This window comes from uncultured Nostoc sp., from assembly GCF_964245575.1.
GTDB lineage: Bacteria > Cyanobacteriota > Cyanobacteriia > Cyanobacteriales > Nostocaceae > Nostoc.
Genome location: NZ_CAXTNP010000009.1, coordinates 42,931 through 60,955, shown reverse-complemented (window position 1 = coordinate 60,955; position 18,025 = coordinate 42,931). Strand labels below are relative to the sequence as shown.

Sequence of the window (18,025 nt, the reverse complement as noted above, 5' to 3'; positions counted from 1 at the left end):
CTGTATAAGGATATTAATGAAAAAATAGCCTAAAGTATAAAATGTTTAAACTTTGCTATTAAGAATTTTTATACTTTAGATACGTTTGCCCTATTTGACAAAATAACTGATACCTCAGTGTCAGTTTTTGATTACTCTAATTTACCAGGGCGAACGCACGGAACTTATGAAACCTCTGCTGGATAAGGGTCTTGACGAAAAATTAGGTTAAATTAGAAAACGCCCTGTCTAATTTACGATTGTGAAGATGTTTAAAAATTTTTTGAAAACTTTTCTATCTATATGATTAGATAAAAATAAAAGTTCGTCTACCATATACAGATTTGCTCCACTCAAAATAACAAATTATACCTTCTTAAACTTTTCAAACATTTGTTTAGCTCGACTTTATCCAAATTAAGAACTTGGTTCTCTTTATAGAGTAAAAACCCTAGTTTTTTAGCAAAAAATTTTTCGATGTCACTGATTCACTAACATCGAAAAAGTAAAACTACTGTCCCATCAAGGTTTCAACGTCAGCTTAAGCATTGCTAAAAAATAGATAAAGTCGAACTTAGATAAAAGTAAAAGTTTGCTTGAAATATAGAGGTATATTTTTCAAAAGCAACAATAGTTTGCGGCTTGAATTCCTTGCAATATTGGGATTACTACTGGAATAACATTTCAGAGGAGGCTAATTGCTCATGGTTTTAAGTAAAGCGATATCAGGCTCAACAAAGCAACTATCTACCGAACAGAAACAAAAATTTGACTACTCGATTCTTAATAGTAAGACCCAAATCGTAGTTCAGCAACATACCAAAGAAATCAAGAGTCTGATGAGGCGAACAGCCCAGGATATTATTAATATCGGGCACAAGTTACTCGAGGTTAAAGAACAATTGGGTCATGGGCATTTTGAGACATGGTTAAAATATGAGTTTGATTGGAGCGAGTCGGCTGCTCGAAAGTTTATGAAGGTAGCTAGCCAGTTCAAATCGGTAAATTTTACCGATTTGTCTATAGATGCTTCAGCTCTTTATGCTGTTGCATCTCCATCCACTACTCAAATAGCTCGTCAAGAAGTTATAGAACGCGCTGCACAAGGAGAAATCATGACTCATTCTAAAGTTAAGGCAATTATCAGTCAATATAAAGAATCAACTAACTTAAAAGTTTGTGAATCAACTAGTAGCATTCCTGCTGAGTCAACTTTAGCAGTACAGACTGTGGAGGCCCAGAGCACTGCTTCGTATAACACTGATGATTATTTACCCAAAGATTCAGCAGACATAGAAATTGAATCGTCATTTGAAATTGGTCATCTTGTTTGTGTGACTGACTTTGAGCAACGTAACCATAAATGGTTTGGAAAGGTAACTGAAGTGAAAGAATCGAATGCTACTGGCATTGAAGTACTTCTTAGAATCTCACTTCAACCTCAAAAATTTGAAGAATGAATAGTCTCTTTATTTACAAAAGAGACAGTTTGAATGAAAGCCCTTGAAAAATATGCAGTCCCAAATTTAAAGCTGCATATTTTTCCTAAAATGTCGGTTGAGTCATTGCGATTTCGAGTTAGCAAGATATGCAAAGCTGGTTTACTCAGTATTGCTACAACTAGGAAACGCTAGATATTGCAATAATTTGTTTGATACTCAAGCAACTTGTATAAATAAGTAATGAAAAGTCAAACTCATTCTATGTCACTGAATTCACGGTGAAATCGAAAAAGTAAAACTAACGCCCTACATGGGTTTTAGCGTTAGTGATCGCGTTACTAGAAAATGGATAAAGTCGCTCTGACTTGATTCCTATTGAAGTTATTAATAAATATTTATTAAGCTTTGCCTAACAAATACCCAAGACATACACTAATGTAATAAAAATAGTGAAGAAATCGGCTAAATACTTTAATAAAGATTTCTTCAATTAAAGATTTCAGTTTGGTTGCTCGTTTCAGGCTTTGATGTAGAAGGAGAAATACAAGGGTTATATATTTTCTAGCACATTTTCATCAAAAAACTCTTTGCTATTATACAATCAGAATAAATACTTAAGCTATCAATTCGACTATTACTGCACTACCTACATTATGGATTTGTACTCTTAGCAGCCTAATTCATCTCACAACTATGCAACACTTAATGCCTGAGGTAGAAAATGACTCAAATTTTCAACAGACAAAAAGCATCTTTTCAGAACTGTAAGACGATTGTTGATGTTCTTTTTTACAGAAGCTTCACACAACCGGACAAACAGGTTTTTATCTTCCTAGAAGATGGAGAAACCGCTTCTGCGACACTGACTTACAAAGAGTTGGATCGGCGTTCTAGAGCGATTGCATCTCAACTCCAAGCCCTTGGTTTAAGTGGTAAACGCGCCATATTGCTCTATCCTCCTGGATTGGATTACTTAAGTGCTTTTTTTGGTTGTCTCTACGCTGGGGTAGTAGCAGTTCCAGCTTATCCGCCTCAAAATCAACGCAAAATACCCAGAATACAGGCTATTAGCACAGATACACAAGCAAGCGTTGCTCTCACAACAACAGTAATACTCCCCACATTACAATCAATATTTTTACAAAAAACCAACCTGGGAAATTTACACTGGCTGACAACCGACAACTTGACACAAGGTATAGAAGATTCTTGGCAACAACCTGTAATCAATGCAGATACCTTAGCCCTACTGCAATACACGTCAGGTTCAACAGGGTCACCAAAGGGAGTCATGCTCAGTCATGGGAATCTGCTACACAATGCCGCCGTGACTTACCAGTTGATGCAACATTCACCACAGAGCCAGTTTGTTTCTTGGCTTCCTGTATATCATGACATGGGACTGATTGGTGGAATTTTGCAACCCTTGTATGGTGGTTTTCCTTGCGTCTTCATGTCTCCAGCATCTTTTTTGCAAAGTCCATACCGTTGGTTGCAAGCAATTTCTCGCTACAAAGGCACCACGAGCGGTGGCCCCAACTTTGCTTATGATCTGTGTATTCAAAGGATTACCCAACAACAAAAACAAGCCCTTGATTTAAGTAGTTGGAGTGTGGCTTTTAACGGTGCTGAACCAGTCCGGCAAGATACTTTAGAGCGATTTGCCGCAGCCTTTGCTGAGTGTGGCTTTCGTCCTGAAGCATTTTACCCCTGTTATGGGATGGCAGAAGCAACTTTAATAGTTTCTGGTGGAGTCAAAAAAGCTTTACCTGATGTCATAACTATAGAAAAATCTGCTCTCTCAAACAACCAGGTAATAGAAGCTAATACTGAGAGTGAATATACCCAGACTTTTGTCAGTTGTGGTCAAGTCGTACCTTTACAACAGATTACAATCGTCAATCCCGAAACATTAACTCGTTGTCAAGCTAATGAAGTAGGAGAAATCTGGGGATCAGGACCTAGTATTGGTCAGGGTTATTGGAATCATCCTCAACAGACAGAGCAAACATTCCACGCTTACCTCAAAGACACACAGGAAGGTCCATTTCTACGTACTGGTGATTTGGGCTTTTTGCACAATCAACAACTCTTCATCACAGGTCGAGCCAAAGACTTAATTATTATCCGAGGTCGCAACCTCTACCCACAAGATATAGAGTTAACTACAGAACGTAGTCATTCATCATTACGTTCAGGTAGTGGTGCAGCCTTCTCGGTCGAGGTTGGCAATGAAGAACGACTGGTTGTAGTTCAAGAGTTAGAGTTTCGCGCTAAACCGAATGTTGAGGAAGTCATTGCAGCAATTCGGCAGGCAATTGCCGAAGAACACGAAGTACAAGTCTATGCAGTGATTCTAATTAAACCAGGTAGTCTTCCAAAAACTTCGAGCGGTAAAATTCAACGCCGTGCAACAAAAGCCAATTTTCTCGCAGCTCAACTGAAAATCGTTGGTAACAGTATTCAGAAAAGTATTGATATTGATATAGATGGAAACAACAATAGGTTGCAGCGCGAAGCTCTGTTAGCGATCGCTCCCAAAGAATCTCAATTGTTGTTAGAGTCTTATCTTCAAGAACAGATAGTGCGAGCGTTTGCAATCCTACCGGATGAAATTAACTCTCAACAGCCATTAACCTCCTTGGGACTCGATTCTCTAAAAGTTTTCGAGTTAAAAAACCGATTTGAATCTGATCTGGAAGTTAGCATATCCGTAGCTGACTTTTTTGAAGGATCGAGTTTGCGATCGCTCTCCACCAAGATACTCGCTCAAATCATAGCAGAGGCTTTCACCCCCTCAGAATCTCTTAGTCAAATCCAGCTAGCCGAAGTTTATCCTCTCTCTTTTGCCCAGCAACGCCTATGGTTCCTTAACCGATTGGAACCAGGAAACCCAGCTTATAATATTTCCTTAGCTGTGAATCTCAAAGGTCAGCTTGACATTACTTTACTAGAACAAAGTCTGAATGAAATTATCCGGCGACATGAAACTCTCAGAACCACATTTACAACAGTCAACGAACAGCCGGCGCAAATTATTGCTTCTTCCCTAAAATTATCTTTATCAGTAATAGATTATCAAAAAAATATCCAATCACAGGGCGATGCCGCAGTCCAACAATTCTTGACTCAAGAAAGTCAACAACCTTTTGACCTAACGCAGGGGCCATTATTACGTGCTAAACTTTTACGCCTAGCACAGCAAGAGCATATTTTTTTGCTGGAGATGCACCATATCATCTCTGATGGGTGGTCTACTGAGGTATTTTTGCAAGAGATTGCATTACTGTATAAAGCATTCTTAACCAGAAGTTCTTCACCTCTACCAGAAATCTCTGTCCAATACAAAGACTTTGCAAACTGGCAGTGGCAATGGCTACAAGGGGAAATTCTGCAAAGTCAACTCTGTTATTGGAAGCAACAACTTGCAGATGTACCAACTGTTTTACAATTACCAACAGATCGACCAAGACCCGCTGTACAATCTTCACACGGCTTTCATCAATCTGTTGAGTTACCCAAAAGTCTGTTAGACCAACTCAAGGCGATCGCTCGTCAAGAAGGCGTAACTCTATTCATGTTGCTACTAGCGGCATTCCAGACTTTCCTCTACCGTTATACAGGACAAGACGATATTCCAGTCGGCTCACCAATTGCTAACCGTAACAATGACAAATTAAAAGGGCTAATTGGCTTTTTCGTCAACACTTTGGTTTTACGTACTAAGCTTTCTGGCAACCCCACATTTCAACAGTTACTTGCTCGTGTGCGAAACATGGCTCTAGAAGCATATAAACACCAGGATTTAACCTTTGATCAACTAGTGGAGGCATTGAATCCAGAACGAAATGTCAGTCACACCCCTCTATTTCAGGTGATGTTCGACTTCCGGAATGCTCCACCTCTACCAGAAATGCCCGATTTAGTTATCAGTCAATTAAAAGTAGAAAATGAAACGGCACAGTTTGATTTGAGCCTATCTGTGGAGGTTAGACAGGGGCTAATAGTGTCATTTGAATACAACACTGACCTGTTCGATGCCACCACCATTGCCCGAATGTTGGAACATTTTCAAAACTTGCTCTCAGGAATTGTGGCGAATCCTCAAACTAAGCTTTCGGACTTGTCACTATTGACAAAAAAAGAGCAGCATCAACTGCTTGTAGAATTTAATCAAAATCAATCCAAAATCCAAAATCTAAAATCTAAAATTGGGCAGTGTATCCATCAGCTGTTTGAAGTACAGGTAGAGCAAACACCGGATGAGGTTGCAGTAGTATTTGCTCAGAAGCAATTGAGATATTGGGAGTTGAATCAACGTGCTAATCAACTAGCGCATCACTTACAAGCACTGGGTGTAGGACCAGAAGTTATTGTTGGCATCTACATGGAACGCTCACTAGAAATGGTAGTAGCAGTCTTGGGTGTCCTGAAAGCGGGAGGAGCTTATGTGCCACTAGATCCTATCTACTCCCATGAGCGGCTGGCATTGATGTTGAAAAATATGCAGGTGTCAGTTTTAGTAACGCAGAAGTGGTTAGTGAAAAATCTCCCAGAACACCAAGCCAAGGTTGTTTGTCTAGACTCCAATTGGGAGACTATTTGCCAGCAGAGCAACGAAAATCTACTCAATCAAACAACTCCTCAAAACCTAGCATACGCAATCTACACTTCAGGTTCTACTGGCATTCCTAAGGGAGTTATGGTTACTCACGGCAGTTTAGTGAATGCGTATCTTGCTTGGGAGGATGTATACTCGCTTTGCTCTGTAGCCACAAGTCATTTGCAAATGGCAAGTTTTTCCTTTGATGTTTTTACTGGGGATTTAGTTCGGGCTTTATGCTCCGGTGGCAAACTAGTACTTTGTCCACGGGAATTTCTATTGCAGCCAGATCGACTTTATGCATTGATGTGTTCTCAACGAGTAAACTGTGCCGAGTTTGTGCCAGCTGTGCTGATGAACTTACTTCAGTATTTGGAAGAAACTCAACAATCTCTTGACTTTATGCGATCGCTAGTTGTCGGTTCTGATAACTGGTATGTTAGTGGATATGAAAAAGTCAAGCGTTTTTGTGGTCATGCAACCAGATTAATTAACTCCTATGGTGTCAGCGAAGCCACCATTGATAGCTCATATTTTGAAACTACTACAGCCAATTTACAGCTTGAGCAACAAGTACCAATTGGTCGTCCTTTCGTCAATACTCAAATATATCTACTAGATCCATATCTACAGCCTGTGTCGATAGGAGTTGTTGGCGAAGTTTACATTGGTGGGTCTGGATTAGCTAGAGGTTACTTTAATCGTTCTGAATCGACCGCTGAAAAATTTATTCCTCATCCATTTAGCGATGAGTCCGGCGCACGTTTATACAAAACCGGAGACTTAGCAAGGTATTTAGAAGATGGGAACATTGAATTTCTAGGTCGGACAGACTATCAAGTAAAAATCCGAGGTTTTCGGATTGAGTTGGGAGAAATTGAGGCAATATTAAGCCAACACCCAGCTGTTGAGAAAGCTGTGGTTGTTGCTCAAGAAGATGACCATGGTAACAAACGCTTATTTGCTTATGTAGTACAAAATCCTGAACCAGAAACTACGGCAAAATTAATCTCAGGAAAGAAATTAAGCAGTAAGCAGCTGTTGCAGTGGGAAGGTGTGTTTGACGACCTTTACCGAGATACTGCTGAGAAACAAGCGTTAAAATTCGATATCAAAGGATGGAATAGTAGTTACACAGGACAGTCAATACCAGAAGCAGAAGTGCGTGATTGGGTAGACTCAACAGTTGAGCGCATTCTGTCTTTACAACCAACCAAGGTATTGGATATAGGTTGTGGCAGCGGTCTGATGTTTTTTCGGATAGCTCCTTATTGTCAGCAATACTGTGCAACAGACGTCTCAGAAAAAGCTTTGCTGAATCTGAAGCATCAGATGACAATGCTAGAACAGGAACCATCAGGAGTTACCCTCATTCACAGAGGAGCAAATAACTTTGAGGGTGTAGCAGCTAACAGCTTTGATGCTGTTGTAATAGTTTCTGTAATACAGTACTTTCCTGGTGTTGACTATTTACTGCAAGTTTTAGAAAACGCAGTTAATGCAGTAGTACCAGGAGGTTTTATCTTACTAGGAGATGTTCGTAGTCTGCCTCTATTAGAAGCATTCCATACATCTGTACAATTCCATCGTGCACCTGATTTTCTCTCCAAAGAAGAATTACAACAGCGTGCACGTAAACAATTATTTGAGGAGAAACAGCTGGTTATTGACCCAGCCTTTTTCACAGCTTTAAAACAACATTTATCTAAGATTAGCCATGTAGAAATTCTTCTTGAACGTGGTTATCATCACAATGAACTCAATAAATTCCGCTACGATGTGATTCTCCATATAGGAGATGAGGTTCCTTTTTTGGAGGTGCCTTGGTTAGACTGGGAAAAGCAAGAGTTAACAATAACATCTATCCGCCAAATACTTATAGAAACTACACCTAATGTTTTAGGTATCGCTCATGTCCCGAATGCTCGAATTTCAGAAGATATCCGGATTTTGCAGTGGTTAACTTCTCCTGGAGGTGCTGCAACTGTAGGAGATATGAGGCAATTTATAGAAAAAAACTTCGACCAACAAGGAATTGAGCCGGAAGATTTTTGGGTATTAAGCAAAGATTTGCCCTACTCCATCGATATTACTTGTTCAAGCGGTGGAGATAATGGTAATTACGATGTGATATTCAAGCGAGAGCCAACAAGTAAAAAAACGCAAGTTGTAACTACTCATAATGCAAAACATCGCCCTTGGCGAGATTATACGAACAATCCCTTACAGGCAAAATTTGCCTTGGAGTTAGTACCACAACTGCGTGATTTTCTGAGCGCAAAGCTGCCAGAATACATGGTACCTGCAAATTTCATGCTTTTGGATGCTCTTCCTTTTTTACCCAACGGCAAAGTGAACCGTCGTGCCTTACCTGCAGCAGATATTTCCACAGTTAGCAATACTCTCTATACACCACCGGCAACTGAGGTAGAGCAAATTATCGTGACTATTTGGCAAGATGTCTTGGGTGTCGAGAAGGTAGGCATTCATGATAACTTCTTTGATTTGGGAGGTCATTCGCTGTTAGTGGGTCAAGTGCATTCTCAGTTGCGAGAAAAGTTAAATCGAGACTTATCAATAGTAGAATTATTTCAATACCCAACTATCAGGTTGTTGGCAAAACATCTCAGTCAAACGCAGATAAAAACCCAGAAATTTGCAAAAATAGTTGACAGATCAGAAAAACATAAAGCATCTATCAATAGACAAAAGAAATTACGCCAACAAGGAAAGTAGATCCATGAGTAGTTCTGAAACATCTAATTTTTTGGAAGGTATAGCCATTATTGGTATGTCAGGACGCTTTCCCGGTGCTAATAATATTGAAGAGTTTTGGGAAAATTTACGTTCTGGAGTAGAATCAATATCTACTTTCACAGATGAAGAATTAATTGCCTCTGGAATTGCTCCAGAATTACTTAGTGATCCTAATTATGTCAAAAGCCTTGCTGTATTAAAAAATATAGATTTATTTGATGCTTCCTTTTTCGGCTTTAACCCTAGAGAAGCAGAAATCACAGACCCACAGCATCGTTTATTTTTAGAAAATGCATGGAAAGCATTAGAAAATGCTGGCTATGACTCCCAACGTTGCGAAAGTCGGATTGGAGTTTACGCTGGTTCTAGTTCAAATAATTATTTATCATTGGATTTAAATAGCGACCGCGCTGGATTGGGTAGCATTTTCCAAAAGGGAATTGGTAACGATAAAGATTTCCTAGCGACTCGCGTTTCCTATAAATTAAATCTCACAGGCCCAAGTCTAACGGTACAAACCGCTTGTTCTACTTCCTTAGTAGCTATTTCTTTAGCTTGTCAAAGTCTATTAAATTACCAATGCGATATGGCTTTAGCAGGTGGAGTATCTATTCATATTCCCCAAAAAACCGGGTATTTGTATGAAGAAGGGGGTATTTTATCACCTGATGGACACTGTCGTGCCTTTGATGCCAAAGCCAAAGGAACAATTCTTGGAAATGGACTGGGGATTGTAGTTTTGAAGCGGTTATCTGAGGCGATCGCTGATGGTGATAATATCTATGCTGTAATTAAAGGTAGTGCGATCAATAATGATGGTTCTGGTAAAATTGGTTATACAGCACCTAGTGTAAATGGACAAGCAGATGTGATTGCAGAAGCACTTGCTTTGGCTGGGTTGGAACCTGAAACAATTAGCTATGTAGAAGCTCACGGTACAGGAACTGTCTTAGGCGATCCCATTGAAATTTCTGCTTTAACAAGCGTGTTTAGTGAAAGTACCGATAAAAAAGGCTTCTGTGCGATCGGTTCAGTTAAAACAAACATTGGTCATCTAGATGCAGCTGCTGGGGTTACAAGTTTAATCAAAACTGTTTTGGCTCTCAGACATAAACAAATACCCCCCAGCTTAAATTTTGAAAAACCCAATCCTGAGATTGATTTTGCCAATAGTCCTTTTTACGTCAACACTAAGCTGAGAGAATGGAAAACTACTCATACTCCTCGCCGTGCTGGTGTTAGTTCTTTGGGTATAGGTGGAACTAACACTCACGCGATTCTAGAAGAAGCCCCAACTCTTCCAGAGTCTAGCCCTTCTCGTACTTGGCAGTTATTAGTACTTTCTGCCCAAACAGACTCAGCTTTGGAAACTGCCACAGAAAATCTGGTTCAATACCTCAAGCAACACAGTGATATTACTCTGGCAGATGTGACGCATACATTGCAAGTAGGACGCAGGGAATTCAATCATCGTCGCGTATTAGTGTGTGAAGATATCGAAGATGCAACCAGTGCTTTGCAGGTGCAAGATCCTCAAAGAGTTTTCACTTACTTACTCGACGAAGCAGGCGATTGCCCCATCGCGTTTATGTTTCCTGGACAGGGCGCTCAATATGTGGACATGGGTAAAGAACTTTACCAGACTGAGCCAATTTTTCAGGAACAAGTGGATTTATGCTGTCAATTGCTCCAACCTCATATAGGATTGGATCTGCGATCGCTCATATATCCAGGCGAGTCTGAGTCAGAAGCCGCAGCACAAAAACTGCAACAAACTGACATTACTCAGCCAGCACTATTTGTAATTGAATATGCTCTGGCTCAGTTGTGGATGTCATGGGGAATTTCTCCAGGTGCAATGATTGGTCATAGCATTGGGGAATATGTAGCAGCTTGCCTTGCTGGTGTAATGTCACTTGAAGATGCTTTGGCGCTAGTGGCAGCGCGTGGACGACTGATGCAACAACTACCATCTGGTAGTATGCTCTCTGTACCACTGCCAGAGGAAGAAGTTAAAGCTTTACTTGATGAAAAATTATCCCTGGCTGCTTCTAATGCACCAGGCTTGTGTGTGGTTTCGGGAAACCATGATGCCATAGAGGTATTTCAAAACAAGCTCCAAGGTATATGTCGCCGTCTGCATACCTCCCACGCTTTTCATTCAGAGATGATGAAACCCATCTTGGAGCCATTTCAGAAAGAAATCAGTAAAGTCAAATTACATCCCCCAAAAATTCCCTTTATCTCCAATGTCACAGGAACCTGGATAACAGCAGAGCAGGCCACAGATCCTAATTACTGGGCAAAACATTTACGGCAAACAGTGCAGTTTGCGGCAGGCATTTCTACATTGTCGCAAGGGCCAAATTACATTCTACTAGAGGTGGGGCCAGGACATACTTTGTGTACCTTTACTAAAAAACATTTAGATTCCCCAACACTATCCTCATTACAGCATCCTCAAGAAAAACAGTCGGATGTTACATTCTTATTGAACACATTAGGTAAACTCTGGTTGTATGGAATACAGATAGATTGGTCAAAATTTTACATCAATGAGTACCGTCATCGTCTTCCCTTGCCAACATATCCCTTTGAGCGGCAGCGTTACTGGATTGAACCCGAAAAACTTTCACCTTTAACAAAAAGACACCTCCAACGAAAACCAACGGCACTAGAAATTTGGAAATCTCTGGTAGAAGTTGGTCAGTTCCAAACGAGTGAGCGAATTTCTGAATTCGACAATCACACTTATTTAGCAAACAAACAGTGCTTGGAACATTTATGTACCGCCTACATGAATCTTGCTTTAAGGCGTTTAGGTGCCTTTAGCAATCCATTACAGAAGTATTCTCTTGAGGAGTTAGTTGAGCAATGTCAGGTTATTCCTCGCTACCGACAATTGTTGTGTCGCTGGCTGGATGTCTTGGTAGAGCGAGGTCACTTAAAGCAAGATGGGGAACTCTTTACAAACCTTTTGCCATTCTCAACAGACTCTATTGATAGTTTAGTAAAAGAATTTAGAATTAGATGGGCTGATACACCTCAAAAGATAGAACTCGTCCAGAACTCTGGTGAAAGTCTGGCAGACGTACTTATTGGTAAAAAAGAACCATTAGAGTTGTATGCTGCTACGTTAGCCAAGGAAGAAGAAATTTCTCGACAAAACTTGCCTGAGGATATCTACTATAACGCCATTATCCAAGCGAGTCTGGAGGTAGTAATAAAGTCATTGCCATCCGAGGTGAACCTAAGAATCTTAGAAATCGGGGGTGGAACTGGTATTACTACAGCAGAACTGCTACCTATATTGCCATCCAAGCAAACCAATTACACCTTTACTGATGTAGGCAGTTTTTTATTAACAGAAGCTCAAAAGAAATTTAGCGCCTATCCATTTGTTGAATATCGTTTACTAAACATTGAGCAGCCTCCATCTGAGCAAGGGTACAAGAGCCACAGCTTCGATGTAATAGTAGCCGTAAATGTGCTGCATGTTACTCAGAACATAAAAGAAACTCTTGAGCATGTACGCTCTTTATTGGCTCCTGAAGGTCTGTTATTAATCCAAGAAATAACGCAACCTCAATTAGACTTTGACATGATTGACGGTCTGTTGATGAATCCCTTAGAGGATGAACAACGAAGTAGAGGTAATCCTTTTTTATCAAAAGAACAATGGCAGGATGCTCTACGTAATCATGGGTTTGTTGAGGTGGCAGCTTTTTCTGAAATTGATGCTTTTGGACAATATGTTTTCGTAGCTCAAGCTTCTGCGTCAACAGCATTACCCGCAGCTTCAGCATTTACTGTCACCTTTGAGCAAATAGATGCTGAAAACAAACCTCAAGTTTCATTACACGAAAAACTAGACATCTCCGACTGGTTTTATATTCCATCTTGGAAACGCTTAATGCCGCCTCAGCCGTTTAGCTCAAAGCTTCAAACAACTCAGGCAGGGTGTTGGTTAATATTTATTGATGAGTGCGGCTTGGGTGAGAAAATCGTGCAACGACTTACCCTTGAGGGTAACAATGCAATTATCGTCAGAATAGGAGAGCAATTTAGTAGCGAAATAGCATCTAATCAACGCGTATATACCATCAACCCTCGACGACGAGATGATTACTACGCCTTGATAAAAGAACTTGGTGCACTGGAGTTGACTCCAAACAGGATTTTACATTTGTGGAGTCTTACATTGAACAGTGGCACACAATTAACAATTGAGTCCCTTGAAAGATGTGAAACTCTCAGCTTCTACAGTCTGGTATTTCTAGCACAAGCACTTGCAGAGCAGCAAAATATCACAAGTCCTGTGGAAATTGGAATCGTGTCAAACAATTTGCAAGAAGTGACAGGCTTAGAGGTGCTAGACCCAGGAAAGGCTTTCGTATTAGGACCGTGTAAGGTCATTCAGCAAGAGTACCCGAATATCATCTGTCGTACCATTGATATTGTTATTCCTGAAACAGAAAATTGGCAACAAGAAAAACTTATAGATCGGTTACTGGCGGAATTCACGATTCAATCATCTGACCGTGTTGTAGCGTACCGTGGAAATTATCGCTGGGTGCAAACCTTTGAACCTGTCAGCTTGGATGGAACGGTCGAAGCAAAACCGCAGTTCAGAGAAAGGGGAGTGTATTTGATAACGGGTGGATTAGGAGGAGTTGGTCTTTTTAATGCAGAATATCTAGCGAAGACTGTACAAGCAAAACTCATACTGATAGGACGTTCAGCTTTTCCTAACCGAGATGAGTGGTCACAATGGTTATCAGATTATGGTGAGCAAGATAGCGTAAGCCGTAAGATTCTTAAATTGCAAGAACTTGAGGCTTTGGGTGCGGAAGTTCTAGTAGTTAAAGCTGACGTTACCAATCGAGAACAAATCGAAGCAGCAATTACTCACGCGAAGAATCGATTTGGTCAGATTAACGGGGTAATCCATAATGCTGTAGAAAGTCAACAAGAATTCTTTGCCCAAAAAACACTAGAAACAGGAAGAATTTTTCTTGCGCCGAAAGTAATAGGAACAATAATACTCGATTATCTCTTCAAAGATTCCGAGTTGGATTTCTTTGTACTGACTTCATCACAAGCTTCAGTTGTAGGTGGAATCGGGCTAGTAGAATATACTGCTGAATGTGCTTTCATTGATGCGTTTGCTTACTACAGTGCCTCTAAAAATAACAGGTTTATTAGATCCATCAATTGGAATAGATGGAACACTCCAGAATGGATAACCAAAACAAACTTAAATAGGGTGTCAGAATTAACACTTGAAGAATCACCATTAACCCTTGAAGAAGGCATGGAGGCTTTTAGACGTATTCTGTTTTGTAGCACAATACCTCAGGTAGTTGTATCGAAAAGCGATTTTAATGACCTGATTAATCGAAATTTGATTAACCTAAAAGATACTCTTAATACTTTAGAAGAAGAATTTACTAAGGTTAAGCGAAATAAATCAACTCACCCTCGCCCTAATCTAATAAATGCTTATGTTGCTCCACGTACCGAAATTGAGCGGATTATAACTGACATCTGGCAGGAAATATTTAGTATTGAAAAGGTAGGAATTCACGATAATTTTTTTGATTTGGGAGGAGACTCTTTAGTTGCTACTATTGTGATTTCTCGACTACGTAAAACCTTTAATATAGAAGTGTCTCATAAACACTTTTTCGATGAACTAGATATAGCTGAGTTGGCTTTGGTTATTGAAGAAATGATCCTAGAAGAGTTAGAATTAGAACAATTCTCTGAAAGGAAAATTAATTAGACTTAAGAAATGCATTTAACCCCTGATGTGCAATTGTCAAACTAGATAGCAAAAGTCTTTGAGTTCAAGATATTGATGATGAAAATTTCAAAAGATGAAATTTTGAAACGACGGTTAAAACTTTCACCCCTACAGCAAGAGCTTTTTGAAAAGCGACTGCGGGGTGAAGTTAACTCTTACTCTCAACTAGAAGTTATTCCAAGACGTTCTCAAACAAGTCCTGCTCCCCTATCGTTTGCCCAACAACGCCTGTGGTTTCTCCATCAAATTGATCCTGGCAATACTTCTTATAATGAACAAGGAATTATACAGCTGATAGGTGTACTTGATGTGGTAGCTTTGGAGCAAAGTTTCAACGAGATTGTGCGACGCCATGAAGCTTTACGTACTACTTTTGAAATGGTGGAGGATCAACCAGTTCAAGTCATTCATCCTATTCCTACAGCGAATGTCACAATCACAGTAGAAAATGTGTGTAATTTGCCAGAAGGACAACGGAATTCTGACGTACAACGATTAATTGTAGAAGAATCTCAACGCACCTTTGACCTCATCCAAGGCCCGTTACTTAGATGTACCCTCTTGCGCGTCGGTGAACAAGAGCATATATTATTATTTACAATCCACCATATTGTCTCAGATGGTTGGTCAATTGGTTTGTTGGTTCAAGAGTTGGCAGCATTGTACGAAGCCTTCTCCACTGGAAAAGCCTCCCCACTTCCTGAACTGCCAATTCAGTATGCAGACTTTGCAGTTTGGCAGCTTCAGTGGATGCAAGGTGAGGTACTGCACGCCCAACTTGCATACTGGAAGAAACAGCTGGGGAACAACCTCCCTGTACTGCAATTGCCTACAACTCGTCCAAGAGCAGAAGTTAAAACCAATCGGGGTGCTACTTCATCCTTCGTAATTCCTCCAAACCTATCAAAAGCACTGCAAGCACTTTCACGTCAAGAGGGTGTCACTTTGTTCATCACCCTGCTGGCAGGTTTTCAAGTATTGCTACAACGTTATATAAATCAGGATGACATCGTTGTGGGCACTGATGTTGCCAACCGTAACCGGGCTGAAATAGAAGCATTAATTGGTTTTTTTGTTAATTTGCTTGTCTTACGCACTGACCTAAGTGGAAACCCCACTTTCCGGGAGTTGCTCAAACGAGTACGCCAAGTAGCATTGGGAGCTTATGCTCATCAGGATTTACCTTTCGATCAATTAGTGAAGGCTTTGCAACCTGAGCGAAATTTGAGCAATAGTTCGCCACTATTTCAAGTATTGTTTGTCCTTCAGAATACACCCCTACCAGCTTTAGAATTGCCCGGACTGACATTAAGCTTTTTAGAAGCTGAAAACAAAATAGCAAGGTTTGATTTAGCACTGTTTCTCACCAAAACAGAGCAGGGAATCTTGGGCAGGTGGCAGTACAATGCAGATATTTTCGATGCGATCGCCATCACTAGCCTGACAGATCATTTTCAGAAGCTACTTAACAGTATTATATGCCGACCTGATACGCGGATTGGCAATTTAGAAATGCTCACTGAAACTCAAAAAAAACAACAAGCTATACACAAGCAAGAGCGCAAAGCGTTTAATCGGGAAAAATTTCTCAGTGTTGCTTCTCAGCCTGTTATCCTATCACAAGAAAAATTAATTAAGACCGATTATCTCCAAGTGGGGCAAACATTTCCTCTAGTCATTCAGCCTGCTGAAGAGATTGATTTAGTGTTTTGGGCTAAAGCTAACCGAGAATTTATAGAAAGAAAATTATTCAAACATGGAGCCATTCTCTTGCGAGGTTTCAATGTAAATTCAAGCTCGGAATTTGAAAGTGTAGCCCAAGCAATTTGTCCAGACTTATTTGGTGATTATGGTGACTTGCCTCGTGCTGGAGAAGGCGGTAAAATTTATGGTTCTACTCCTTATCCAGCAGATACAGCTATCCTATTCCATAATGAAAGTTCTCACTTGGATCGTTTTCCTCTAAAAATTTTGTTTTTCTGCATACAACCAGCCCAGCAAGGTGGAGAAACACCAATTGTAGACTGTCGAAAAGCCTATAAAATCATCAATCCTAAGTTGCGAAAAAGATTAGCTGAAAAACAATTAATGTATGTTCGCAATTACACTGATGTTTTAGATGTCAGTTGGCAAGACTTCTTTCAGACCAATGATAAATTTGTCGTAGAAAATTACTGTAAACAAGCAAAAATTGATTTTGAATGGTATGATAACCAAAGTTTAATAACCCGCCAAATTCGTCCAGCGATCGCAGTCCATCCTCAAACTGGTGATAAAGTATTTTTTAATCAAATACAGTTACACCACATAGCATATTTAGATACAGAAGTTCGAGAATCTCTATTATCTTTATTCGGAGAGCAAAAGTTACCACGTAATGTGTATTACGGTGATGGGACTCCTATAGAAGACTCAGTTATTGCAGAAATTAATGAAGTTTATCAGCAGTCGAAGATTAGCTTTCCTTGGCATCAAGGAGACATTCTGATGCTAGATAATATACTGGCTGCACATGGACGTTATCCCTATATCGGGCAACGTAAAGTTGTAGTAGCAATGGGAGAAATGGCTCGAAGCAAAGATATCGCACACTAAATAGGGAAGAAAGAAGCAAATGTTGCATGAAACTCAAAATGTTGACCGAGTGAGTAACTTGTCAAGGGAAGAATTTCTACAGAAGTACGGAATATGTGGTAAACCTGTAATATTTTTGGATCTTATGGATAATTGGAAAGCGAAGACGTGCTGGACACCAGAGTTTTTTAAATCCAAATATGGTGCTACCCATGTCACCGTGAGAAAGACTAAGACACCGGATGATGAACGTACAATGAGATTGGGTGAGTATATAGATTATATGGAAAGCACTAAAGAAGAAAATCCTTATTATTTAAAGTACTGGGGTTTTTCTGATGACTGTCCAGAACTTTTGGAAGATTATAATATTCCGGAGTATTTTAACAGTTGGCATCAGCAATTACCAGATGAAATTAGACCTAGATGGAGTTGGATTTACATAGGTTCTACCAATACAGGCTCAGGAATGCACATAGATCCAGCGATGAGTTCTGCGTGGAACGCAGTAATTTCTGGCAGGAAGCGCTGGGTTTTTTATCCTCCTGAAGATGAGCCTTATTTGTATGATGGTAAAGTGGATGCATTTAATCCTGACTTGAAGAAATACCCATTATTTGCTGAAGCCAGATCCTTAACTTGTATTCAAAATTCTGGAGAAATTATCTTTACTCCTGGTGGTTGGTGGCATCAAGTAGTTAATGAAGAAAACTGCATTGCTATTACTGGAAACTTTGTAAATGAAACTAACTACAAGATGGTTAAAAACTACCTAGAAGTTTCAGAGGTTCCAAAGTTAAATCAACTAAAACAAGCGGTAAAACAATATATTCCTCAATTTTATAGCAATTCTCAATGAGTCAT

The 18,025-nt window shown here is 39.9% G+C and carries 5 protein-coding genes and 1 pseudogene; all 6 read left to right on the top strand.

Features of this window, described 5'->3' with window-relative positions:
* The first annotated feature begins 683 nt into the window (after positions 1-683).
* The 6 genes and pseudogenes from ACFFAP_RS02650 to ACFFAP_RS02625 all read left to right on the top strand — a co-directional run bounded on the left by ACFFAP_RS02650 (position 684) and on the right by ACFFAP_RS02625 (position 18,020).
* The gene (locus ACFFAP_RS02650) at positions 684-1,439 is read left to right on the top strand and encodes a DUF3102 domain-containing protein (protein ID WP_375509765.1); all 756 of its coding nucleotides are present in this window, start codon (positions 684-686) and stop codon (positions 1,437-1,439) included.
* Positions 1,440-2,142: 703 nt separating this feature from the next.
* A complete protein-coding gene (locus ACFFAP_RS02645) occupies positions 2,143-8,760 on the top strand; it encodes an amino acid adenylation domain-containing protein (RefSeq protein ID WP_375509764.1) in 6,618 nt (2,205 codons plus the stop codon).
* A gap of 4 nt (positions 8,761-8,764) precedes the next feature.
* Positions 8,765-11,416: pseudogene (locus ACFFAP_RS02640) on the top strand (type I polyketide synthase); the annotation flags it as partial.
* A 162-nt stretch (positions 11,417-11,578) separates the two neighbouring features.
* Positions 11,579-14,566 (top strand): SDR family NAD(P)-dependent oxidoreductase, encoded by a 2,988-nt coding sequence (locus ACFFAP_RS02635; RefSeq protein WP_375509767.1) that lies wholly within the window; start codon positions 11,579-11,581, stop codon positions 14,564-14,566.
* A gap of 75 nt (positions 14,567-14,641) precedes the next feature.
* On the top strand, positions 14,642-17,182 hold the full coding sequence (locus tag ACFFAP_RS02630) for a condensation domain-containing protein (RefSeq protein WP_375509763.1): 2,541 nt from the start codon (positions 14,642-14,644) through the stop codon (positions 17,180-17,182).
* A gap of 19 nt (positions 17,183-17,201) precedes the next feature.
* The gene (locus tag ACFFAP_RS02625; protein WP_375509762.1) at positions 17,202-18,020 is read left to right on the top strand and encodes a cupin-like domain-containing protein; all 819 of its coding nucleotides are present in this window, start codon (positions 17,202-17,204) and stop codon (positions 18,018-18,020) included.
* The last annotated feature ends 5 nt before the right edge of the window (positions 18,021-18,025 follow it).

What these genes read in the sequence shown, in the direction of transcription:
- ACFFAP_RS02650 (WP_375509765.1), top strand. Translation starts at nt 684, where the DNA reads ATGGTTTTAAGTAAAGCGATATCAGGCTCAACAAAGCAACTATCTACC.
- ACFFAP_RS02635 (WP_375509767.1), top strand. Translation starts at nt 11,579, where the DNA reads ATGAATCTTGCTTTAAGGCGTTTAGGTGCCTTTAGCAATCCATTACAG.
- ACFFAP_RS02630 (WP_375509763.1), top strand. Translation starts at nt 14,642, where the DNA reads ATGATGAAAATTTCAAAAGATGAAATTTTGAAACGACGGTTAAAACTT.
- ACFFAP_RS02625 (WP_375509762.1), top strand. Translation starts at nt 17,202, where the DNA reads ATGTTGCATGAAACTCAAAATGTTGACCGAGTGAGTAACTTGTCAAGG.
- ACFFAP_RS02645 (WP_375509764.1), top strand. Translation starts at nt 2,143, where the DNA reads ATGACTCAAATTTTCAACAGACAAAAAGCATCTTTTCAGAACTGTAAG.